Annotated in this window: 22 protein-coding genes; 11 read left to right on the forward strand and 11 right to left on the reverse strand. The window is 71.0% G+C overall.

From position 1 onward, the window contains the following. Nucleotides 1–15 precede the first annotated feature (15 nt). From ACWIHY_RS04120 to ACWIHY_RS04140, 5 genes are all read right to left on the reverse strand, one after another. Nucleotides 16–1080, reverse strand: a complete 1065-nt coding sequence (locus tag ACWIHY_RS04120; RefSeq protein ID WP_454374042.1) for an ABC transporter ATP-binding protein — start codon at nucleotides 1078–1080, stop codon at nucleotides 16–18. 18 nt (nucleotides 1081–1098) lie between these two features. Beyond that, entirely contained in the window at nucleotides 1099–2079 is a 981-nt protein-coding gene (locus tag ACWIHY_RS04125; protein ID WP_454374043.1) for an ABC transporter permease, read from the reverse strand. Between the two features lie 104 nt (nucleotides 2080–2183). Beyond that, nucleotides 2184–3977: an ABC transporter substrate-binding protein gene (locus ACWIHY_RS04130; RefSeq protein WP_454374044.1), complete on the reverse strand. Its 1794-nt coding sequence runs from the start codon at nucleotides 3975–3977 to the stop codon at nucleotides 2184–2186. Between the two features lie 72 nt (nucleotides 3978–4049). After that, nucleotides 4050–5039, reverse strand: a complete 990-nt coding sequence (locus tag ACWIHY_RS04135) for an ABC transporter permease (protein ID WP_454374045.1) — start codon at nucleotides 5037–5039, stop codon at nucleotides 4050–4052. Between the two features lie 339 nt (nucleotides 5040–5378). Then, a complete protein-coding gene (locus ACWIHY_RS04140) occupies nucleotides 5379–7505 on the reverse strand; it encodes a prolyl oligopeptidase family serine peptidase (RefSeq protein WP_454374047.1) in 2127 nt (708 codons plus the stop codon). 169 nt (nucleotides 7506–7674) lie between these two features. Between ACWIHY_RS04140 and ACWIHY_RS04145 the strand changes: the two genes are divergently transcribed. The 4 genes from ACWIHY_RS04145 to ACWIHY_RS04160 all read left to right on the forward strand — a co-directional run bounded on the left by ACWIHY_RS04145 (nucleotide 7675) and on the right by ACWIHY_RS04160 (nucleotide 11338). Then, on the forward strand, nucleotides 7675–7869 hold the full coding sequence (locus ACWIHY_RS04145; RefSeq protein WP_138896464.1) for a hypothetical protein: 195 nt from the start codon (nucleotides 7675–7677) through the stop codon (nucleotides 7867–7869). A 24-nt stretch (nucleotides 7870–7893) separates the two neighbouring features. After that, entirely contained in the window at nucleotides 7894–8775 is an 882-nt protein-coding gene (mshB, locus tag ACWIHY_RS04150) for an N-acetyl-1-D-myo-inositol-2-amino-2-deoxy-alpha-D-glucopyranoside deacetylase (protein ID WP_454374048.1), read from the forward strand. Further along, entirely contained in the window at nucleotides 8772–9146 is a 375-nt protein-coding gene (locus ACWIHY_RS04155) for a DUF6113 family protein (RefSeq protein WP_454374049.1), read from the forward strand. The genes mshB and ACWIHY_RS04155 overlap by 4 nt, the downstream gene beginning before the upstream one ends. A 167-nt stretch (nucleotides 9147–9313) precedes the next feature. Further along, complete coding sequence (locus ACWIHY_RS04160) at nucleotides 9314–11338, forward strand: hypothetical protein (protein WP_454374050.1); 2025 nt, start codon at nucleotides 9314–9316, stop codon at nucleotides 11336–11338. A 229-nt stretch (nucleotides 11339–11567) separates the two neighbouring features. Here the strand turns inward: ACWIHY_RS04160 and ACWIHY_RS04165 are convergent, their stop codons facing one another. Then, nucleotides 11568–12401 carry a transglutaminase-like domain-containing protein gene (locus tag ACWIHY_RS04165; RefSeq protein WP_454374051.1) on the reverse strand — a complete coding sequence of 278 codons (834 nt, stop codon included), beginning with the start codon at nucleotides 12399–12401 and terminating at the stop codon, nucleotides 11568–11570. A 17-nt stretch (nucleotides 12402–12418) separates the two neighbouring features. Then, the gene (locus tag ACWIHY_RS04170) at nucleotides 12419–13414 is read right to left on the reverse strand and encodes a GNAT family N-acetyltransferase (RefSeq protein WP_454374052.1); all 996 of its coding nucleotides are present in this window, start codon (nucleotides 13412–13414) and stop codon (nucleotides 12419–12421) included. Between the two features lie 141 nt (nucleotides 13415–13555). On the opposite strand from ACWIHY_RS04170, the gene fdxA reads away from it, so the two are divergent. Together fdxA and dapC are read left to right on the forward strand one after the other, a co-directional pair. Continuing rightward, nucleotides 13556–13876, forward strand: a complete 321-nt coding sequence (fdxA, locus tag ACWIHY_RS04175) for a ferredoxin (protein ID WP_018089397.1) — start codon at nucleotides 13556–13558, stop codon at nucleotides 13874–13876. A 118-nt stretch (nucleotides 13877–13994) separates the two neighbouring features. Beyond that, the gene (dapC, locus tag ACWIHY_RS04180) at nucleotides 13995–15095 is read left to right on the forward strand and encodes a succinyldiaminopimelate transaminase (protein WP_454374053.1); all 1101 of its coding nucleotides are present in this window, start codon (nucleotides 13995–13997) and stop codon (nucleotides 15093–15095) included. Nucleotides 15096–15197: 102 nt separating this feature from the next. On the opposite strand, the gene ACWIHY_RS04185 is transcribed toward dapC, so the two are convergent. Next, nucleotides 15198–15635 carry an ATP-binding protein gene (locus ACWIHY_RS04185; RefSeq protein WP_454374054.1) on the reverse strand — a complete coding sequence of 146 codons (438 nt, stop codon included), beginning with the start codon at nucleotides 15633–15635 and terminating at the stop codon, nucleotides 15198–15200. 297 nt (nucleotides 15636–15932) lie between these two features. Then, nucleotides 15933–16904 (reverse strand): heavy metal transporter, encoded by a 972-nt coding sequence (locus ACWIHY_RS04190; RefSeq protein ID WP_454374055.1) that lies wholly within the window; start codon nucleotides 16902–16904, stop codon nucleotides 15933–15935. Nucleotides 16905–16989: 85 nt separating this feature from the next. Between ACWIHY_RS04190 and dapE the strand changes: the two genes are divergently transcribed. Both dapE and ACWIHY_RS04200 read left to right on the forward strand, forming a co-directional pair. Then, the gene (gene dapE / locus ACWIHY_RS04195) at nucleotides 16990–18069 is read left to right on the forward strand and encodes a succinyl-diaminopimelate desuccinylase (protein ID WP_454374056.1); all 1080 of its coding nucleotides are present in this window, start codon (nucleotides 16990–16992) and stop codon (nucleotides 18067–18069) included. A 69-nt stretch (nucleotides 18070–18138) separates the two neighbouring features. Then, on the forward strand, nucleotides 18139–18888 hold the full coding sequence (locus ACWIHY_RS04200) for an LOG family protein (RefSeq protein WP_454374057.1): 750 nt from the start codon (nucleotides 18139–18141) through the stop codon (nucleotides 18886–18888). Between the two features lie 147 nt (nucleotides 18889–19035). Here ACWIHY_RS04200 and folP read toward each other — a convergent pair whose 3' ends face one another. Beyond that, nucleotides 19036–19896, reverse strand: coding sequence for a dihydropteroate synthase (folP, locus tag ACWIHY_RS04205; RefSeq protein WP_454374058.1), 861 nt, complete (start codon nucleotides 19894–19896; stop codon nucleotides 19036–19038). A 106-nt stretch (nucleotides 19897–20002) separates the two neighbouring features. Between folP and ACWIHY_RS04210 the strand changes: the two genes are divergently transcribed. Together ACWIHY_RS04210 and ACWIHY_RS04215 are read left to right on the forward strand one after the other, a co-directional pair. Next, nucleotides 20003–20380 carry a hypothetical protein gene (locus tag ACWIHY_RS04210; protein ID WP_454374059.1) on the forward strand — a complete coding sequence of 126 codons (378 nt, stop codon included), beginning with the start codon at nucleotides 20003–20005 and terminating at the stop codon, nucleotides 20378–20380. Continuing rightward, entirely contained in the window at nucleotides 20377–20970 is a 594-nt protein-coding gene (locus ACWIHY_RS04215) for a DNA-3-methyladenine glycosylase I (RefSeq protein WP_454374060.1), read from the forward strand. The genes ACWIHY_RS04210 and ACWIHY_RS04215 overlap by 4 nt, the downstream gene beginning before the upstream one ends. Here ACWIHY_RS04215 and chcB read toward each other — a convergent pair. Further along, nucleotides 20967–21767, reverse strand: a complete 801-nt coding sequence (gene chcB / locus ACWIHY_RS04220; protein ID WP_454374061.1) for a 2-cyclohexenylcarbonyl CoA isomerase — start codon at nucleotides 21765–21767, stop codon at nucleotides 20967–20969. The genes ACWIHY_RS04215 and chcB overlap by 4 nt on opposite strands. Before the next feature lie 302 nt (nucleotides 21768–22069). Here chcB and ACWIHY_RS04225 point away from each other — a divergent pair, with 302 nt between their 5' ends. Next, complete coding sequence (locus ACWIHY_RS04225; RefSeq protein WP_003966491.1) at nucleotides 22070–22237, forward strand: DUF3117 domain-containing protein; 168 nt, start codon at nucleotides 22070–22072, stop codon at nucleotides 22235–22237. The last annotated feature ends 28 nt before the right edge of the window (nucleotides 22238–22265 follow it).

Consider the following 22265-nt stretch of genomic DNA (forward strand, 5'->3'; position numbering starts at 1 on the left):
GTCTCGTCACTCTCCCTAACCCAGCCGGGGCTTGATCTGGTCGATGTACACGGACCGCTTCTGCCCGGCGCTCAGATGACAGGCCGCGCCGCGCCCCGCTCCGAGCAGCGGCCGCTCGTCCGCGCACCGCGTCCCGCCCACCTCCGCCGGATATCCGCAGCGCGGATGGAACGGGCACCCCGTGGGCGTCGCCAGCAGGCTCGGCGGGGCGCCCGGGATCGGTGTCAGCGCCTCGCCGACGTCGGACTCCAGGCGCGGCATGGAGGTCAGCAGCCCCCAGGTGTACGGATGCTGCGGCTCCCGCAGCACCTCCCGCACGCTCCCGCGCTCCACCGCCCGCCCGGCGTACATCACCAGCAGCTCGTCGGCGGTGTTCGCGACCACGCCCAGGTCGTGCGTGATGAGGATGATCGCCGATCCGAATTCCCGCTGGAGATCGCGCAGCAGGTCGAGGATCTGCGCCTGTACGGTCACGTCCAGCGCGGTCGTCGGCTCGTCCGCGATCAGCAGTTCGGGGTCGCACACCAGCGCCATCGCGATCATCGCGCGCTGGCGCATGCCGCCGCTGAACTGGTGCGGAAAGTCGTGCGCCCGCAGTTTCGGCTGCGGAATGCCGACCCTCCCCAGCATCTCGACGGCCCGCGCCCACGCCTGCCTGCGGGACGCTCCGGTGTGTTTGCGGTACGGCTCGGAGATCTGGCGGCCGATCGTGTAGTACGGCGACAGCGCGGTCAGTGAGTCCTGGAAGATCATCGCGACCTTGTTGCCACGCAGCTTCTCCAGCGTCTTCTCGCCCGCGCCGGTCATCTCCTGCCCGTCGAGCAGGATTTCGCCGCGCGTCTCGGTGTGCGTCGGATCGTGCAGTCCGAGAACGGACAGACTGGTGACGGACTTTCCCGAGCCCGACTCCCCGACGACACCGAGCGTGCGGCCGCGCCCCAGGTCGAAGGAGAGTCCGTCGACGGCCTTGACGACGCCGTCCTCGGTGGAGAAATGGACGTACAGATCGCGTACGGAAAGAAACGCGCGGCCCGGTGCCGCGCCGTCCGGTGTGCCCTCGGTCCTGGCGAGTGTCGTCACGTCGTCGTTCCCCGTCTCCTAGGACAGCCGCACACGCGGGTCGATGTACGCGTAGAGAGCGTCCACGATGATGTTGGCGATGACGATCGCGGTGCAGCTGAAGAGCATCACGCCCATCAGCATGGGCAGATCGTTCTCGGTGACGGAGTTGACCGCGAGGCGCCCGAGGCCGTGCAGCGTGAAGGTGAACTCCGTGATCATCGCGCCGCCGAAGAGAGAGCCCAGGTCGATTCCGACGATGGTGATGATGGGGGCGATGGCGCCCCTCCAGGCGTACCGGAAGAAGACGGTCCGCCCGCTCATTCCCTTCGCCCTCGCGGTCCGCACATGCTCCTCGTTCAGCTGCTCGATCATCTGTGAGCGGGTCATGCGGCTGTAGTTGGCGATGAAGATGATCGACAGCACCAGCCACGGCAGCAGCATCCCCCCGAACCACTTGGCGGGGTTCTCGGTGAACGGGAAGTACTCGGGCCGGTCGAAGACCCCCCAGGTGTCGACGAACAGCCACATCGCGATGACGCCGATGAAGTAGATCTGGAGCGAGTTGCCGATCAGCGACAGCGAGCTGAAGAACTTGTCGGTGGCCGTGCCCCGGCGGGCGGCGGCGATCATGCCGATGGCGACGCCGGTGACCAGGAAGACGGCCGCGCCGCCGAAGGCCAGGGAAAGAGTGGTCGGGTAGCGGTCGAGGATCGTCTCCCAGACCGGCTGCGAGTCGTTGAAGGAGTAGCCGAGGCAGGGCGCCGGGCAGGTGCCGACCTCCATGTCGCGGCCCGCGAAGATGCCCACGACGTAATGCCAGAACTGCACGGGGACGGGCTCGTCGAGCCCGAGATTCCGGTTGATCTGCTCGATGAGCACCGGGTCGCTGCAGTTCTTCCCGCAGGCCAGCAGGGCCGGCTCGGACGGCAGCGCGAAGAACAGGAAGAAGGTGACGGCGCAGATCAGAAAGATGATGACGAGTGCCCCGAGGGAGCGGCGTACGAGGAATCGAAGCATGGCGTCGCAGGTCTTCCGGTACGGGCGCCGGGCGCCCGCCGCAGGCCCCGGGGTGCGGCCTGCGGCGGACAGTGCGGCGGGCGGATGCGTACGGGCTGGTCGCGCTACTTGACGAAGACGCCGGTCGGGTCCGCCGTCCCGTACACGGAGTGGTACTTCACGCCGCCGATGCCCGAGCCCCAGATGGACCACTGGCGGTTGTAGAAGATCGGCACGGCCGGGACATGTTCGGTGAGGATCTTCTCCGACAGCTCGACCCACTCCCCGGACGCCGTCTTCACGTCCGGGATCGCCTTGATCCGGTCGATCTCCGCGTCGATCCCGGCGTCCTCGAGCAGCCAGTAGTTCTGGCCGCCGTCCGCCACGCCGCGCCCGTCGAAGAGCGGGGGTACGACGGTGGAGCCGACCGGCCAGTCGGCGCCCCAGGAGGCGCGGTGGATGTCGATCTTCTTGTTGATCTTCGAGATCTCGGTGGAGTAGTTGTTGGAGTCGATCTCCTTCTTCTGCACGGTGAACCCGGCCTTCTCCAGCGCCTGGGCGACCACGACCGAGACCTTCTGGTACTCGGTGGTGTTGGGGTAGGCGTAGACGATCTCCCGCCCCTCCTTGCCCGCCTCCTTCAGCAGCGCCTTGGCCTTGACCGGGTCGCCGTTCGGCTTGGCCTTCTTGCCGAAGGGGTCGCTGTCCTTCCAGCCCGCCAGTGAGGGAGCCATCAGATTGCCCGCGACCTGACCGGCGTTGGAGCCGCCGAACTGGCCGAGGATCTGGCCGTTGGGCAGCGCGTACGCGAGCGCCTCGCGGACCTTCTTGTCCTTGATGCGCCGCATGTTGACGGCCATGTAGTCGACGTACGGCTGAACCTCGTTGAACGTCCGCGACGTGGTGTCCGCGTTGTTCTTCACCGACGGCCCGACCTCGATCGTGACCGCGTTGGTGAACGACATCGCGTTCTTGTCGCTGCCCCGGTCGGCCAGCAGCCGGCGCCCGGAGTCGGGCTCCTGCACGCCGAAGCGGATGTCGAACCTGTCCGGGTACTGGTGACGGATCGGGTCGCTCTTCGCGTCCCAGTTCTCGTTGCGCACCAGCGTGAGCTGCTTGCCCGCCTTGAGCGTCTCGATCTTGTACGGGCCGGACGACACCGGGTGCGTGTCGTACTTCTTCCCGGTGTCCTTGCCGCCCTTGGCCGGCACGGCGCCGACGTTTGGCATGGCGACGGCGTACGGCGTGTCCGCGTGCGGCTGCTGGAAGTGGAAGACGATCGTCTTCTCGTCCGGCGTGTCCAGCACGCTCGCGGGCAGGTGCTTGCCCTTGTACGGGCCGTCCGGGAGCGCCTTGCGGAACTCCTGACCCTCGCCGGAGAGCCACTGTGGGATGTAGAGCGGCCCGTCCGTCGCCCAGGGCGCGTACAGCCGCTCGACGGCCTGGCGTACATCGGCCGAGGTGATCGGCGTACCGTCCTCGAACTTCAGGTTGTCCTTGAGCGTGTACGTCCAGGTCTTGCCGCCGTCGGAGACCTTGCCGGTGTCGGTGGCGAGGTCTCCGACCAGCTTTACCTGGCCATTCTCGTCGACCTTGTACGAGGTCAGCGAACGGTTGTAGAGCATCTGCGCGGTCAGCTGGTCGGCGTAGTAGATCTGCGCCGGGTCGAGGTGCGTGAAGGCGTCACGCTGGAGGACGTTGACCGTCCCGCCCTTCTTGGCGCCGGCCACCTCCGGCGCGGGGCCGGTGGAGTCGGCCTTCGTGCCGAGCGAATAGTTCTCGGCCCTGTTCTTGTCGCGGCCCTTGGGCGGCCCGTCGCCGTTGCCGCCTCCTCCGCCCCCGCCACCGCTGCTGCACGCCGAGAGCACGAGTGCTCCCACAGCGAGACCCACGGCCCCCAGCCGCCCTCTGTTCCTCATGGACGTCCTCATGGAATGTCGCACCTGCCTGTCCGTCGTTGCCCTGTGGTGCCGATGCCGTACGTACAGCGGTCAGCGCTTCGTCTTGGGGTCGAAGGCGTCCCGGACGGAGTCCCCGAGCAGGTTGAAGGCGACGACGAAGATCACCATCGCGATGCCGGGGAAGAACATGTAGGTGATGTCGTTCTCGTAGTGGCGGGCGCCCGCGGCGAACATCCGGCCCCAGTCGGGCGTCGGCTCGATGATTCCCACGCCGAGGAAGGACAGTCCGGCCTCGACCGTCACGAACGTCGGCAACATCAGCGTCGACTGGACGAGCAGCGGGGTCCACAGATTCGGCAGCAGCTCCTTGCGGATGATCCGCCAGGGCGAGGCACCGGTCACCTTCGCGGCTTCCACGAACTCCCGCTCGCGCAGCGAGAGCACCTGACCGCGCAGGATGCGGGCGAGCCCCATCCAGCCGAGCGTCCACATCACGATGATCAGCGTGATGACGCGCAGATAGGTGGGCGTCTCCTTCTCGGGGCTGACGAAGAGGGCGTACACGACGGGCGTGAACGCGACGAACGACAGCTGGGAGGGGAAGGCGAGCAGCAGGTCGATGAAGCGGCCCAGGAAGTAGTCGGTCCTGCCGCCCAGGTAGCCGGCGGTGACGCCGACCAGAATGCCGGTGACCACGCACAGGATCGTCGTGGCGGTGGCGATCATCAGGGATGTACGCATCCCGTAGAAAAGCTGCGTGAACACATCGCGACCGAGGCCGGGTTCGAGGCCGAACCAGAATTCTCCGTCGATGCCGCCGTTCGGTTTCGTCGGATAGAAGAATTCGTTGAGGAGGCCGGGGCGCTCGATTCCGTAGGTGGTGTACGGATTCTTTCCGTACAGCCGGGAAATGACCGGCGCGAGCAGCGCCGCGGCGAAGAAGAAGATCACGACGTACGCGGAGACGACACCCGCTCTGTCGCGCTTGAAACGCCGCCACATGAGCCGGCCCGGAGAGCGCCCGGCGAGGTGGGACGGGGCGTCAACTTCCTTCGCACCAGCCCGGGATGCACTCGTCATCGCGTCACGCCCCCATCGATGGAACACATCGAAGATGAGCGGACTGTGGCAATGCGGGTCTGCGCGAGTCAAGGGCCCGGCCGGGATGGAAGTGACGTTCCTTCGCATCTTGAGCGAAGGTTGTGCAGATCGAGTTGGGTGCGTGCTTGACGGGGCGGGGAGGTGGGCGACATGCCACCATAAATGCCGATCAATTTCGTTAACACGCAAGCAACTTGACTGACGCAACTCCGATATACGAACGCGCCATCCTGAACAGCGTACGGCCGTGCGGGTGCCGTTGCCCGGCCGGGAGCGCGCCATGTCGTCCCCGGCCGGGTGCCTGCGCCGGTGGCAGGGTTACACCTGTCCCAGCGAGCGCCGCAGGAAGTCCACCTGGAGCAGCAGCAGGTTCTCCGCGATCTCCTCCTGGGGCGTCATGTGCGTCACTCCCGACAACGGCAGCACCTCATGCGGCCGCCCCGCCGCCAGCAGCGCCGACGACAGCCGAAGCGAGTGCGCCATCACCACGTTGTCGTCCGCCAGACCGTGAATGATCATCAGTGGCCGGTGCTCGTCGGCCGGCTGCGACAACCCGTCGTCGGTGACGAGCGAGTTCGCGGCGTACACCTGTGGCTGTACGCCCGGATCCCCGAGGTAGCGCTCCGTGTAGTGCGTGTCGTACAGCCGCCAGTCGGTCACGGGCGCGCCCGCGATCCCCGCGTGGAAGACATCGGGGCGGCGCAGCACCGCGAGCGCGGCCAGGTACCCGCCGTACGACCAGCCGCGGATCGCGACCCGCCCGAGGTCCAGCGGAAAGTCCTCGGCCAGCGCGTGCAGCGCCTCGACCTGGTCGTCCAGCGACAGCGTGAACGCGTCCCTGACGGCCTTCTCCCAGCCGGGGGAGTGCCCGGGCGTCCCCCGCCCGTCGGCGACGACCACCGCGAAGCCCTGGTCGGCGAACCACTGGGAGGTGAGGTGGGCGTTGTGGGCGGCAACAGCGCGCCGCGCGTGCGGTCCTCCGTACGGGTCCATCAGGACCGGAAGCGGACCATCCCCCTCCTCGTAACCCGCGGGGAGCAGGACGGCGCACGGAATCCGCCGCGCGCCCCCTTCCACGAGCCGTACCCGCGCCCGCAGCACCGGCTCCTCGGCGTACGACGCCACCACCGCCTCGCGCTTGCCGTCGCGCAACACCTGAACCACCGCGCCGCTGCTCTCCACACGCGCCGAAGCCAGCACGGTCACTCCGCCCGACCGCACCGCGGAATGCACCCCGGGCCCCTCCGAAAGCCGCTCGACGCCCAGCTCGTTGACCCGGTAGACGTGCACCTCGCCGGTCTCCGGAGCGGCGGCCTCCGCCCCCGCCGAAGCGGCGATCAGCACATCACTGTCCGACACGTCCAGCACCGCCCGCACCTGCAACTGCGGTCCGGTCAGCGCCCGGTCCCCGACGGTGAGCACCCGCGCGCCGCCCTCGTCCGCGATCCGTACGAGCCGTCCGTCCGGCGCCCAGGCCGGCACCCCGTCGAAAAGATCGAGCCACACCGCGTCCTCGTCCACGTGCACGGTCCGCGTCGCACCCGTCCCGGTGTCCACCGCCAGATGCAGCTCGCTGCGCTGGTCCCGCGACTGCACGAGCAGCAGCGGCGCGCCGGCGTCCGACCAGTGGACCCGCGCCAGATACGGATGGCGGGCCCGGTCCCACATCACCTCCGTACGCTCGCCGCCGTCCAGCCCGTACAGGAAGAGCCGCACCTCGGCATTGGGCGTTCCCGCCGCGGGGTACGCGACCCGAGCGGGCTCGCGCTCCGGGCGGGCCGGGTCCGAGATCCACCAGCGCGTCACGGGTGCGTCGTCGGCGCGGGCGACCAGCAGCCGGTCGGACTCCGGTGACCACCAGAAGCCGCGCGAGCGGCCCATCTCCTCGGCCGCGACGAACTCCGCCAGGCCGTACGTCGTGTTCTCGTCCTCCGGCCCGGCGATCACCCGGTCACCGTCGCCCTCGGCGCCGGTCACCCGCAGGGCGCCCCCGGCGACGTACGCCACGTGCAGCCCGTCCGGCGAAGGGCGGGGGTCGAGAACCGGCCCCGTGGCGGGCAGTTCGCGCGCCGTGCCGGCCCGCAGCTCGGCCGCGAAGAGCCGTCCCGACAGCGCGAACGCGGCCAGCTCGACGGCCGCGTCCACGGCGTACGACACAATGCCGGCGGACCCCTCCCGGCTGCGCTCGCGCCGCGCCCTCTCCTGCGCCGACAGCTGCTCGGCCGCCCCGCCGAGCAGCTCCCCGGGGTCCGCAGCGATGCGCTCCTGCGCGCCCCCCTCCAGGTCGAGCACCCAGAGTCCGTTGGCCCGGTCGGTGCCGGAGGAGGAGCGGAGGAACACCACACGCGTCCCGTCCGGCGACACCGTGAACGCGCGGGGCGCGCCCAGGGTGAAGCGCTGTGTCCTCGCGTGCTGCCGGGGGAAGGAGAGCTGATTCGACGTCATATGCCCGAAGCTACCGCCCCGGCCGCCCCGGCATGCGCCCCTCGTGCTGCCGTGCACCGATCAATGCGTACACACGGATAGTTATGATCCGTAGCGCTTGGTGGGTATGAACCTGCTGGCGGCTGTCCGCATGCCCGTTTTCGACCCGAGTAAGTGGAGGTGAACCGCCGTGGCACTCTCGATTTCGGCGGTAGTGCTGTTGGCGATCATCGTCATCCTGATGGTCCGGAAATCGGGTCTCAAAGCCGGACATGCGGTGGTCTGCGTCCTGCTCGGCTTCTACCTCGCCAGCTCGTCGATCGCACCCACGATCAACGAACTGACCACGAACGTGGCCGGGATGATCGGGGGCATCAAGTTCTGAGCGGCGCCTCGTAGGGTGGTCCCCATGACGGACCACCCAGCCCGTCGTCTGCTTCTGGTGCACGCGCACCCCGACGACGAGTCGATCAACAACGGGGCCACCATGGCCAAGTACGCCGCCGAGGGCGCCGGGGTCACCTTGGTGACCTGCACCCTCGGCGAGGAGGGCGAGGTCATCCCGCCCGCTCTCGCGCACCTGGCCGCCGACCGCGACGACACCCTCGGCGCCCACCGCGTCGCCGAACTGGCCGCCGCGATGAAGGGGCTGGGGGTCACCGACCACCGCTTCCTCGGCGGTCCCGGCCGGTTCCGCGACTCCGGGATGATGGGCGCCCCGCAGAACCACCGCGAAGGCGCCTTCTGGGCCGCGCCGGTGGACGAGGCGGCGGCGTACTTGGTCGAGGTGATCCGTTCCGTACGCCCGCAGGTCCTCGTCACCTACGACCCGGACGGCGGCTACGGGCACCCGGACCACATCCAGGCCCACCGCGTCGCCATGCGCGCCGCGGACCTGGCGGCCGAGGCGGACTTCCGCCCGGACCTCGGCGCGCCGCACACCCTCGCCAAGATCTACTGGAACCGCGTCCCGCGCGGTTACGCCGAGGACGGCTTCGCCCGCCTGAGCGCGGCCACCGTGAGCTTCCCCGCCGCCGGGGCAGTGGACGACATTCCCGGAGTGGTCGACGACGCGGTGATCACCACCGAGATCGACGGCACGGAGTACGCCGGCGTCAAGACGGCCGCGATGCGCGCCCACGCCACGCAGATCGCGGTGGAGGGCGAGTTCTTCGCCCTCTCCAACAACCTGGCGCAGCCCGTCCTGACCACCGAGTACTACGAGTTGGTACGAGGCGAACGCGCCGTCGGCAGCCGCGAAACCGACCTCTTCGCGGGAGTGACCTCATGACCCTGACCCCAGCCCGTATCGGCGCCTACGCCCTCCTCGCCCTGCTGGGCGCGGTCACCGGCGCGGCGGGCGTCCTCGTCCACGCCGCGTGGTTCCCCGGCGGCCTGCTGCTCGGGCTGCTGGCCGCGGCGGGTGTCTTCTACGGCGGCATGTACGTCACGGGGACCAGGTCCGGAGTCGGCGCGTCCGCCGCGGGATGGCTCGTGGCCATCGTCCTTCTGACCGTCAGCCGCCCCGAGGGCGACCTGCTCATCGGCGGCAGCTCCGTCTCGTACGCCTACATGCTCGGCGGAATGGCGGTTGCTGTGATCTGCGCCACGATCCTGCAACTGCCGCAACGGGGCACGGCGGGCGCCCGACTTGGCAAATGACGCACCACTTGAGTCCGTGAATCGGCCGCGTCCGCACGGCCGTCGCAAGCCTGCTGCCAAGGGCGCGGGGCGCCTGTCGGCCGCGGCCAGTATGGTGGTGCGCGCCGCCGAGCCGCCCGCAGTACCAGGTAAGAGCGGGCGAGCGGAGCTAACCGGGAGAACCTGCCTTGAGTCGTGAAACTGACAGTTCGTCCTCCGGCCCCCAGGGGCGTGGCGGAGCCGCGTACCCCTCGGGTACGCCGCCGTACGGATCCCGCCAGTATCCGTCGTCGCACCCCGGGCAGGGCGGTCCGGAGGGCAGCGCCGATCCCGCCGGACAGGTGGAACCGGACGAGCCGAAAACCGAGACCACGCTGACCACCCGCATCCGGATCAACATCCCCGGGTCGCGGCCGATCCCGCCGGTCGTCATGCGTACGCCCATGGGCGACGTGGAGCCGCCCTCCTCGCCCACGAACGGCGAGCGCACGGGCAGCACGCCGCGCCCGCCCGAGCCGTCGCGGGACACCGCGCCGGCGGCGTCGCGCGACGAGCCGGGTTCCGGCCAGGGCTCCGTCCCCGGTTCCGGCCCGGCCTCGGGTGAGGACAAGCCGCCGGCCAGCGACTGGTTCGCGCCGCGCAAGGCCGGGCCCGCCGCGCCGGCCGCCCCCGCCTCGCCGGCCCCGGCACAGGGCGGCGGGCAGCGCCCCGACCTCCCGTACTTCACGCCGGAGGAGCCACAGCGGCAGGGCGCCACCGCGCCTCTGCCGCGCCGCAGCCCCGGCGGTGCGCCCGGTGCCCCCGCCGCGAACGGCAGCGCCCCGGGCACGCGCCCGGCCGGTCCCCCCGGCCCCACCGGCCACTTGGGACCCGTGGGTCCCTCGGGTCCGACCACCGGCCCGGTCACCGGCAGCGGTTCGTTCCCCGGCCCGTCCATCGGCGGCCCGCCGTTCCCCGGTCCCGGCTCCCCGGCGGGTGGGGCCACTCCTCCGGTCTCGGGCCCGCCGCGCATGAGCGACGACACGGCGGTGCTGACCCCGCAGAACCCGATCACGGGACCTCCCTCGGGCGGAAACGTCTCGGGTGACACGCTGACCAGCGGCATCCCCGTCGTCCAGCCGGCCGACCGGCACTCGCCGTTCGCCCCGCCGCAGGCCGACGCGCGCTTCGCCCCGGACCTCGGATCGCACCTCCCCGGCGACCCCACTGGCCCCGCCGCGCAGACGACACCACCGCCCGCCGCCGCTTCCGCCCCCGCCCCCGCCAAGAAGGGCCGCTCGAAGCTGGTCCTGGTGGCCGTGGGCGTCGTGGCCGTGGCCGGTGTGGCGTACGGAGCGGGTCTCCTGATGAACCACTCCGACGTACCGAAGGGCACCACTGTCCTCGGCGTCGACATCGGCGGCGGCACCAAGGAGGAAGCGGTCGGCAAGCTCGAGGCCGCCCTCGGCAAGCGCGCCACCACGCCGCTCCAGCTCACCGTGGACGGCAAGCGGTCGCAGCTCCCGCCGTCCAACGCCGGCCTGACCCTGAACAGCCAGGAAACGGTGCGCGGCGCCGCGGGCAGCGACTACAACCCCGTCTCCGTGATCGGCTCCCTCTTCGGCGGCGAGCGCGTCGCCGAGCCGGTGATCCCGGTCGACGAGGAGAAACTGAGCGTCGCGCTGGCCGACCTGGCGGGTACGTCGGGCACGGCAGGCGAGGGCACGATCAAGTTCGTCCCCGGCGAGGCGGTCGCCGTACCGGGCAAGGCAGGCAAGCAGCTCGACGTCGCCCGCTCGATGGTCCGGGTCAAGGACGCGTACCGCGCCCAGGTGGAGACCGGCAAGCCGAACACCGTCGAGCTCCCGGTCGTCACGAAGGAACCGACGATCGGCAAGGCGGAACTCGACCGGGCGATGAAGGAATTCGCACAGCCCGCGATGTCCGGCCTGATCACGATCAAGGCGGGCGGCAAGGCGATCCAGTTCGGCCCGGCGAAGTCCCTGCCGAAGATCCTCTCCATGAAGCCGATCGACGGCCGCCTGGTGGAGGTCTACAACAAGCCGGCGATCGAGCAGCTGCTGGAGGGTGTGTTCAACGGCGTTCAGATCACCAAGGGCGACGGCAAGAAGCACCCGGTCACCGCGGACGACGTCGCCTTCGCGATGCGCACCGCGCTCCTGGGCAAGACCCCGGCGGAGCGCGTCCAGGAGATCAGCCTCAACCCGAGCTGACGTGCGACGGCCGCAGCACTCGGGCCGCACAGCGAACGACCCGCCCCCTCCGCCCACCGGCGCAGGGGGCGGTGTTCGGGACGTAGAGCGTGATGTGTGCGCAGGGAGTGGGCGTCGTACAAGGAGAAGCTGCTGGGCGGCTGACTCATGCGGTCCCGAATGTGGCCCCCGGAGCGGCACGCCCCCGGCACGAAAGCCGCGGCGCCGGACGCAGGAGCGTGCCCCGCCCTCAGTTCAGCCGGGCCCGAGCCGCCCGCGCCCGGCGCCGGATCGTTTCCGCCGACGTGGGGTCCACCGCCGCGACGACGTCCGCGTACGCCTCCATCTCCGCCGCCCCGCCCAGAAAATCCCCCCGCTGCACCAGCAGCTGCGCCCGCTCGAACCGCAGCCGCGCCGCATGTGCCGGCAGCAGCAGTGACAGCTCCACCGCCCACAGCTGGACGTCCGTACGCTCCGGGCGGGCCGACGCCCACGCGCGGATGTTGTTCAGGATCCGCAGCACGATCTCCAGCGGATCCGCCGCCGCCAGCATCGACGGGTCGAGCGGTTCCCCCGTCGCCCCCGCCACCAGCAGCTCCGCGTCCGCCCCCGTCAGCAGCCGCCCCCCGTCGAACGGGTCGACCAGCACCTGCTCGTCCCGGGGGCCGAAGCCCACGACGAAGTGCCCCGGCAGAGCGACCCCGTACACCGGCGCCCCCGCCCGCCGCGCCACCTCGATCCACACCACCGACAACAGGATCGGCAGCCCGCGCCGCCGCCGCAGCACCTTGTGCAGCAGCGAGGACTCCAGCCGCTGGTAGTCCGCCGGAGTGCCCCCGAACCCGCACCGCGCCCCCAGCACCTCTGCCACGGCGGACGCCCACGCCCGCGCCCCGGCGGGGCGGAACGGGAGCAGACCCGCCAGCCTGTCGAGTTCGATCTCGGCCGCGTCCATCCCGGCCTCGTCCAGCGAGGCATCCGCCTCCGCGCCCACCAGCAGGCACAGCAGCGCGAGGTCCGGCCGCTCGGAGCGGGCCTCCTCGGCGAACCGCTGGCGCCGTTCGGATTCGGTGGCTCGTCGCATACGTGTTTCGTACCCGCCTAGGCCGGTCGGAAGTGGTGGTAGCTGTGGTGGGTGGCGAAGCCCATGTCGTCGTACAGCGCCCGCGCGCCGTCATTGTCGGCCTCGACCTGGAGCCACGCGGCCGACGCGCCCTCGTCCAGCGCCTGCCGCGCGAGCGCCGTCATCACGGCGGTGGCGAGCCCCTGGCGCCGGTACGCCGGATCGACCTCGACCGCCATGAAGCCGGCCCACCGCCCGTCGACGACGCAGCGCCCGATCGCGGCGGGCGTCTCGCCCTCGCCGGGGACGGACGCGAACCACACCGAGGGCCCGCTCTCCAGGACCCTCAGCACGTGCGGCCCCGGCTCCTGGAACCGCTGGTACCGCGCGAGCCAGCCCGCGTCGCAGCGCCGGTCCAGCCGGACCCGCGAGACGTCCGCGTCCAGATCCCCGACCGGGGCGAGCGGGGCGATCCGTACCTGGGCGGTGACGTCGAGGGACCACCCGTAGCGCTCCAGCTCGGCGGCGAGACGCTCCTGCGTGCCCTCGGCTCCGGTGGAGACCTGGACGTACGCGGGCAGCCCCCGGGCGGCGTACCACTCGCATACGCGTTCCAGCGCCGCGCCGACCGGCATGCCGGGATCACCGAGCGGCAGGGCTGAGTTGGCGCGCCGGGTGAACCCGCCGGCGGCGCGCAGCAGCCACTCGCCGAGCGGCTCGCTCTCGACGGGCTGCCAGGCGCGTGCGCAGACCCGCGCGAGCTCCTCGAAGGTCGCTGCGGGGCCGCGCCGCCGGGCCGGGGCGGCGGGCACTACCTTGCCCGCGACCAGCGCGGATTCCGCGATCCGGACGGACGCGCCGTCGCGTCGTGTGATGGAGAGCACACCACCGTCCCAGGATGTGAGAACACCAACCGTGTCAGTGAACTTCCCTCCCGGCGCTCCGGCCTCGTCGAGGCGCCTGACTGATACACGTTTGCCCACGTCATCAGGCGAAATACGGACCTCAAGTCGTCCGCCGGTAGTGAATTCCACAGCTCTGTCCGCCCCTCCTGTTCGGATCGTGCCCGGGAACGGAGATACTAGAGGCGGGCATCGACGACGCCGCGCTCCCGCGCGCCACGTGGACGGAGCCGCAGATCGGCCCGCCGCGCCCTATCGAGGAGGAACGACAGCGTGACCTACGTCATCGCGCAGCCTTGTGTCGACGTCAAGGACAAGGCGTGCATCGAGGAGTGCCCGGTCGACTGCATCTACGAGGGCTCCAGGTCCTTGTACATCCACCCGGACGAATGCGTCGACTGTGGTGCCTGTGAGCCGGTCTGCCCGGTCGAGGCCATCTTCTACGAGGACGACACCCCGGAGGAGTGGAAGGACTACTACAAGGCGAACGTCGAGTTCTTCGACGAGCTCGGCTCGCCCGGTGGTGCTTCCAAGCTCGGTCTGATCGAGCGCGACCACCCCTTCATCGCAGCGCTCCCGCCGCAGAACCAGTAAGCGACGAGGCAAGTGCGCCGCCCCGGTCCCGTACGGCCTGCTCGCCGTACGGGACCGAGGCGTTTCCAGAGCCGGCGCGAGAGCCCGCGCCCGAACGAGCACGAGAAAGCGATCCACCGTGTCCGCAGTCACTGACCGCCTGCCCACCTTCCCCTGGGACAAGCTGGAGCCGTACAAGGCGACGGCGGCCGCCCACCCGGACGGCATCGTGGACCTGTCCGTCGGCACCCCCGTCGACCCGGTCCCGGAGCTGATCCGGCGGGCCCTCGTCGCGGCGGCGGACTCCCCGGGCTATCCGACGGTGTGGGGCACGGTGGCGCTGCGGGACGCGCTCACGGAGTGGGTGGAGCGGCGCCTCGGGGCACGCGGTGCGGCGCACACCAACGTCCTGCCGGTCGTCGGGTCGAAGGAGCTGGTGGCCTGGCTGCCGACGCAGCTGGGTCTGGGCGCCGGGGACCAGGTGGCTTACCCCCGGCTCGCGTACCCGACGTACGAGGTGGGCGCCCGGCTGGCGCGCGCCGAACCGGTCGCGTACGACGACCCGGTGGCGGACCTCGACCCCGCCCGCGTCAAGCTGCTCTGGCTCAACTCACCCTCCAACCCGACGGGCCGCGTCCTGGCCAAGGACGAGCTGACCCGGATCGTGGCGTGGGCGCGCGAGCACGGCGTGCTGGTCTTCAGCGACGAGTGCTACCTGGAACTGGGCTGGGAGGCCGAGCCCGTCTCCGTACTGCACCCCGATGTGTGCGGCGGTACGTACGAGGGGCTCGTCGCGGTCCACTCGCTCTCCAAGCGCTCCAACCTCGCCGGCTACCGCGCGGCCTTCCTGGCGGGCGACGCGGGCGTTCTCGGCGACCTGCTGCAGATCCGCAAGCACGGCGGCATGATGACACCGGCGCCGGTCCAGGCGGCGACGGTCGCGGCGCTCGGCGACGACACCCACGTGGCGGAGCAGCGGGAGCGGTACGCGGCCCGCCGGGCGGCGCTGCGCGGCGCGCTGGAGGCGCACGGCTTCCGCATCGAGCACAGCGAGGCGAGCCTGTACCTGTGGGTGACGCGTGACGAGCCGTGCTGGGACACGGTCGGGTACCTGGCGGAGATGGGCATCCTGGCGGCCCCGGGCGACTTCTACGGGCCGGCCGGAGACCGTTTCGTACGCGTGGCCTTCACGGCCACCGACGAGCGCGTCGCGGCGGCGGTCAAGCGCCTCGGCGGCTGACGGACGGCTGGACGGCCCACGGTCGGCGGCACGGCCCACGGCATGCGCGAAGGGGCCCCGGGGAGTTCGTCCTCCCCGGGGCCCCTTCTGCTTGTGTACGGACTAGCCGAGCGGCAGGCCCGAGGTCGGCAGCTGGCTGGTCGGCAGGGCGCTGCCGGTGGGCAGCTTGGCGCCGACCGGCAGGCCCTCGCCGGTCGCGGTCGAGGTGGTGTCGCCGAGTACCTCGCCGACGCTTCCGGCTGCCTTCTGCGCGACGGGAGCGGCGGTCTTGCCGGCCTTGCCGACGGTCTTGCCGGCGGCCGGGACAGCCTTCTTGACGGCCTTGCCGCCGGTGTCACCTGCTGTCTTGGAGCTCTTCTGCGCCGCGCTGTCGACGGACTCGGCGAGACCGGCGCCGTCCAGGGCGGTCAGGCCACCCAGGTTGGGGGCGGCGGGGAGGTCAGCGGCGCTCGCGGAGCCGACCGCACCGACCACGGGGGCTGCGCCGGCCGCGATGAGCAGTGCGGCGCGGGCGATCCGACGGGTCAGGGGGAGAGACATGGTGCTCCTTAGACGGGAGAGACGACGTGTGATGGAGACGGTCTGTGACGATCAGACGCCGTGACAACCGCTCGAGGGGCGGGATTGGTTGCGGTGCGCCGAGGTAAAGAGTTTGCAATGCGTCGCATAATCGGCTCCGGATGAACCCGGGCAAATGGCGCTCGCCGAGAGGGGGTGCCCGAGGGGCGGTTCCCTTTGTTCGCCAGGGAATTGGGCAAGGAAGGGGTGAGGGCCCGCAGGTGCGTGCGCACCCCGTTGCCGACGGCTCCCCTTACCGCTTTCGGGTGATCGTCCGCACTACTGCGCGGTGGTGATCCGGACCTCTCCGGAGCCGTTCCGCGCGTTACCGGACTGCCATGCCATTCCGGAATTACCGGTGGTCCATACGCGGCCCGCGTAGGCGACCTCTTCGATGTGGAGCGCCGCGGCGTGGGCGACGGCCCAGTGCGCGAGCTCCCAGCCGCGCCGGTCGCCGACGGTCCCGCCGGCGCCTGCCGCCTCTGCGGGGACGGGCACGGTCACGGTCGCCGGGGTGCTGCTGAGCTTCGCGGCGGCGCCGGCTGTGCCCGCCGCGACCCCGGCGCCCGCTTTGTCCCGGGATCCTCCGGTCTGCGCCTTGGGCAGTACGTCCGGTCCGAAGTCCCGTATCAGCGCCGCCCGTACATCGGCCGGCTTGCCCGGCTGCGCGTCCCGGGGCGCCGAACAGGTCAGCGACGCGGGTGCCCGCCCGGTGAGGGCGGCGGCCAGCAGCGCCGCGTCCGGCTCGTGCTTCGCGTACGCCTGCGGGAAGCCGCTGCGCTGGACGCGCTGGGCGGCGACGGTCAGCGGCAGCCGCGAGTAACCGGGGACCTTCTCCAGGTGCTCGTAGAACTTCTCGGCCGAGTAACCGGGGTCGAGGATCTGCTTCTGCGTGCCCCAGCCCTGCGAGGGGCGCTGCTGGAAGAGGCCGAGCGAGTCGCGGTCGCCGTACTTGATGTTGCGCAGCGCCGACTCCTGGAGCGCGGTCGCGAGCGCGATCGTCACGGCACGCTCCGGCAGCCCGCGCGAGGTGCCGACGGCCGAGATCGTCGCGGCGTTGACGGCCTGCTCGGGGCTGAGTTCGTACGTCGCACCGTCGCCCTCGGCGGAGCGCACGGTGCAGCGCGGTGCGCCCGCGCCGCCGGTCACGTACTGCGCCACCAGATACCCGGCCAGCGCGAGCAGCACGGCGACACCCGCCGTGATGCGCAGGACGCGGGCGCGAGTTACGGAAGCGGTGGACTCAGGCACGCTGCCTAAGGTACTGGAGGCCGTTTCCGCGCTTCCCGGGGGACGACCCGGCGGGCTCCGGCCAGCGCCCGTTAGGCTCGGGGGCATGGCCGAAACTCCGCTTGACCTCACCCAGGACGCCCCCGCGCTGACCGCCCGGCTCGTCGACTTCCCGTCGGTGAGCGGCAGCGAGAAGGCCCTCGCCGACGCCGTCGAGGAGGCGCTGCGCGCGCTGCCGCACCTCACCGTCGACCGGTACGGCAACAACGTGGTGGCCCGTACGAACCTGGGGCGCGCCGAGCGGGTCATCCTGGCCGGGCACATCGACACCGTCCCGATCGCGGACAACGTGCCGTCCAGGCTCGACGAGAACGGCGTCCTGTGGGGCTGCGGTACGAGCGACATGAAGTCCGGGGTCGCCGTCCAGCTCCGGATCGCCGCGACCGTCCCCGAACCCAACCGAGACCTGACCTTCGTCTTCTACGACAACGAAGAGGTCGCCGCGCACCTCAACGGCCTCGGGCACGTCGCCGACGCCCACCCGGACTGGCTGGCGGGCGACTTCGCGGTCCTCCTCGAACCGTCCGACGCGCAGGTCGAGGGCGGCTGCCAGGGCACCCTGCGGGTGCTGCTGCGCACGGCGGGGGAGCGGGCGCACTCCGCGCGCGGCTGGATGGGGTCCAACGCCATTCATGCGGCGGCGCCGATCCTGGCCACGCTGGCGGCGTACGAGCCCCGGCGGCCCGTGATCGACGGACTGGAGTACCGCGAAGGCCTCAACGCCGTCGCGATCGAGGGCGGTGTCGCGGGCAACGTCATCCCGGACGCGTGCACGGTGACGGTCAACTTCCGCTACGCGCCCGACCGCAGCGAGGAAGAGGCGCTCGCGCACGTACGTGAGGTCTTCGCGGGCTGCGCCATCGCGGAATTCGTCGTGGACGATCACTCGGGGGCGGCCCTGCCCGGTCTTTCGCATCCCGCCGCCGCGGCGTTCATGGCGGCGGTGGGCGGCACCGCGCAGCCCAAGTTCGGCTGGACCGACGTCTCGCGCTTCAGCGCGCTCGGCGTGCCCGCGGTCAACTACGGGCCGGGGGACGCCCTTTTCGCGCACAAGCGCGACGAGCACGTGGCCGTCGAGCGGATCACGCACTGCGAGGAGCGACTTCGCGCCTGGCTGACTGCCTGAATTTCACCGTTCGTCACGTCTGGGGACCTACGCTGACCGGACAATGTTCGGCAGCGGAGGGAGTACGGCATGACGATTCCTGAAGGGGAGCGGGTACCGGAAGAGCAGCGTCTGGGGCCTGTGGTGCGCCGGGGCGACCAGATCCAGCCGGGCACGACCGATCAGCGACTGCTGGACTCCGAAGGCGACACCGGGTGGGTCCACACCGACCCGTGGCGGGTCATGCGGATGCAGGCCGAGCTGGTGGACGGCTTCGGCGCACTCGCCGAACTGCCGCCCGCCATCAGCGTGTTCGGCTCCGCCCGCACCGCGGTCGGAACGCCCGACTACGAGACGGGCGTGGAGCTCGGCAGGGCGCTGGCCGAAGCCGGGTTCGCGGTGATCACGGGCGGCGGTCCGGGCGCGATGGAGGCGGCGAACAAGGGGGCGCGGGACGCCCGGGGCATCTCGGTCGGCCTCGGGATCGAGCTGCCCTACGAGCAGGGCATCAACCCGCACGTCGACATCGGCGTCAACTTCCGCTACTTCTTCGTGCGCAAGATCATGTTCGTGAAGTACGCGCACGGGTTCGTGGTCCTGCCGGGCGGCCTCGGCACCCTGGACGAACTCTTCGAGGCCCTCACCCTGGTCCAGACCCGCAAGGTCACGCGCTTCCCGATCGTGCTCTTCGGTACGGCGTACTGGGGCGGCCTGGTCGACTGGCTGCGCGACACGGTGATCGCACAGGGCAAGGCGTCGGAGAGGGACCTGCTGCTGTTCCACGTGACGGACAGCGTGGAGGAAGCGGTGGCGCTGGTGTCGAAGGAGTCGGAGAGGTAACCGGTTCGCCGCGCGGGGCCTCTCCCCGCCCTTCCTGCCCCTCCGGCGTCCGCGGACCGGGTCCGGGGCAGCCGCCCCGGGCGGGAGGGGCGGGTCGGGGGGAAGCCCCGCGCAGCGTGGCCCGCCACTCCCGGCTCCCCGCGTTCCTCAGGCCAGACCCCGCCGGGCCACCGCCGGCGGGCGGTGGCCCGCGATGGACGCCACCATGTCCAGTACCTGCCGCGTCTCCGCCACCTCGTGCACCCGGTAGACCTGCGCCCCCAGCCACGCCGAGACCGCCGTCGTGGCCAGCGTCCCGACGACCCGTTCCTTCACCGGCCGGTCGAGCGTCTCGCCGACGAAGTCCTTGTTGGACAGCGAGACCAGCACCGGCCGCCCCGTCTCCACCATCTCGCCGAGCCGCCGCGTCGCCTCGAGGCTGTGCCGGGTGTTCTTCCCGAAGTCGTGCCCCGGGTCGATCAGGATCGCGTCGCGCCGTACGCCCAGCTTCTCCGCGCGCTCCGCCAGCCCGAGGGTCACGGCGAGGATGTCCGCCATCACGTCGTCGTACGCGATCCGGTGCGGCCGCGTACGCGGCTCCGCGCCGCCCGCGTGCGTACACACCAGGCCCACGTCGTAACGGGCCGCCACCTCGGCCAGCCGGGGGTCCACGCCGCCCCACGCGTCGTTCAGCAGGTCCGCCCCCGCCTCGCAGACCGCCTCGCCCACCTCGTGCCGCCAGGTGTCGACGCTGATCACCACGTCCGGGTGCCGCCTGCGCACCTCGGCCACGAAGCCGACTGTGCGCCGCGCCTCCTCGGCGGCGCTCACCTCTTCGCCCGGGCCGGCCTTCACGCCGCCGACGTCGATGATGGCGGCGCCCTCCGCGACCGCCTGCTCGACGCGGGCGAGCGCGGGCTCGTCGTGGAACGTCGCACCCTGGTCGTAGAACGAATCAGGGGTCCGGTTCACGATCGCCATGATCACCGGCTCGTGCGCTCCGAACTCGCGCCGTCCCAGCCTGAGCACCGTGTTTCCTCCTTGCGTCGGTCGCCTGCGACCTTAACTGTCAGTGCCGCATGGCACGATCGGGACTGGACAGTTTCCGCTTTGCGCGTGGCCCGGGGAGACGCTCGTGTTCTTGTTCTTGGTGGTGGCGATGGTGGTCGTGGTCGCCGCGGTCACGCTCGCCGTGGTCGGCGGAGGCGACGACAGCGGCGGGGTGCTGCCGGAAGCGGCGCCCGAACAGCTGGTGGACCCGCTGCCCGTCACGCGGCCGGTGGGCCGCGCCGACGTCGAGGCGCTGCGCCTGCCGCTGGCTCCCCGCGGTTACCGGATGGGCGACGTCGACGACGTGCTCGGCCGCCTCGGCGCCGAGCTCGCCGAACGCGACGCGCGGATCGCCGAGCTCGAAGCCGTACTGGCAGGCGTCCAGGCCAGAGCGGTCGGCGGCGCGGATCTCTTCAAGGACCGCCCGTTCGACGACACACCGGGCGAGGAGCCGCAGTCATGATCGGCGGAGCCGAGCCGGGCCCGGACGGCGGCCTGCGCTGCCCGTGGGGCCTGGCCACCGAGGAGTACGTGGCGTACCACGACGGGGAATGGGGCCGCCCGGTCCACGGCGACGACGCGCTGTACGAACGCCTCTGCCTGGAGGCGTTCCAGTCCGGACTGTCCTGGCTGACGATCCTGCGCCGCCGCGAGGGCTTCCGTACCGCCTTCGCCGATTTCAAGATCGCGTCGGTGGCCGCCTTCACCGACGAGGACGCGGCGCGCCTGCTCGCCGATCCCGGGATCATCCGTAATCGCGCCAAGATCGCGGCGACCCTCGCCAACGCCAGGACGCTCGCCGGCTGGCAGGCCGACGAGCTGGACACCCTGATCTGGTCGTACGCCCCGGACCCCGCGACGCGCCCGGCCCCGCGGACGATCTCGGACGTTCCCGCGATCACTCCCGAGTCCGTCGCGCTGTCCAAGGCGCTCAAGAAGCGCGGCATACGTTTCGTCGGACCGACGACGGCCTACGCCCTGATGCAGGCGTGCGGTCTGGTCGACGACCACCTCGCGGAATGCGTGGCGCGCGGCCGGCCGGCCCCGGCCTAGCGGCCGAGGTACTTCGGCTTCTCCTTGGCGATGAACGCCTGGACCGCGATGGAGTGGTCCTCCGACGCGCCCGCCCTCGCCTGGAGCTCGTCCTCCTTTTCGAGGGTCTCGCTCAGGCTGTGTCCCGCGCCGTACGCCAGGGACTCCTTGAGCGCGGCGTACGCGAGCGTGGGGCCCCCGGCCAGGGCGCGGGCGACGGCCGCCGCCTCGGCGGCCAGGTCTGCGGCGGGCACCAGCTTGTTGGCGATGCCCAGGTCGAACGCCTCCTGTGCGGAGATCGAGCGCGGGAAAAGCAGCAGGTCGGCGGCGCGGCTCTGGCCGATCAGGCGCGGCAGCGTCCACGAGACGCCCGAGTCGGCGGTCAGCGCGACCCCGGCGAATGAGGTGTTGAAGGCGGCCGTGTCGGCGACGACCCGGTAGTCGGCGGCCAGCGCGAAGCCCGCGCCGGCGCCCGCGGCGACGCCGTTGACCCCGGCGACGACGGGCTTCGGCATCTCGGTCAGGGCCCGCACGATGGGGTTGTAGTGCTCGCGCACCGTGCTCATGGTCTGCCCGGAGCCGGTCTCGCGGTCGGCGGCGAGCGACTCGATGTGCTCCTTGAGGTCCTGGCCCACGCAGAACGCCCGGCCGGTGGCCGTGAGCAGGACGGCCCGTACGGCCGGATCGGCGGCCGCGGCCTGCACCGCGTCCCTCAGGGCGACCTTGGCCTCGGTGTTCATGGCGTTCATGGCGTCGGGACGATTGATCGTGATCGTCGCGAGTCCGTCGGTCACCTCGTAGAGCACGGTGTCGGCCATCGTTGTGTCCCCTTTTGCGGCTCGGGCAGGCATGTCCTGCTCAGCATGGCGGAGATCACCGGGGCTGCACATGTGACCTGCGTCTAACAATGTGAGGTCGCTGGATGCCCCGCGGCGGCGAAGTATCGCAGGCGGACCGCCGAATTGAGTGGTTTTGAGAGAGCGCGTTGCACAAGCGATGCCGAGCGATGTTGGTCATTGGGTCCTGCGATGCGGGATAATGACCTGGAAGCAATGTGTTCGATGCCGGTGACACCTGGGTTGTCGGCTGCGATGAGCTGGTTTCAGGAAGGGGAACGAGCATGGCGGCCATGAAGCCGCGAACGGGCGACGGCCCGCTCGAGGTGACCAAGGAGGGGCGGGGCATCGTCATGCGCGTTCCGCTCGAAGGCGGCGGACGACTTGTCGTCGAGCTGACTCCGGATGAGGCCGATGCGCTCGGCGACGCTCTGAAGAAGGTCGTCGGCTGACGCGGAAGCGCCCGAACTTTTCACTGCC

Source organism: Streptomyces sp. NPDC055287, assembly GCF_053646035.1.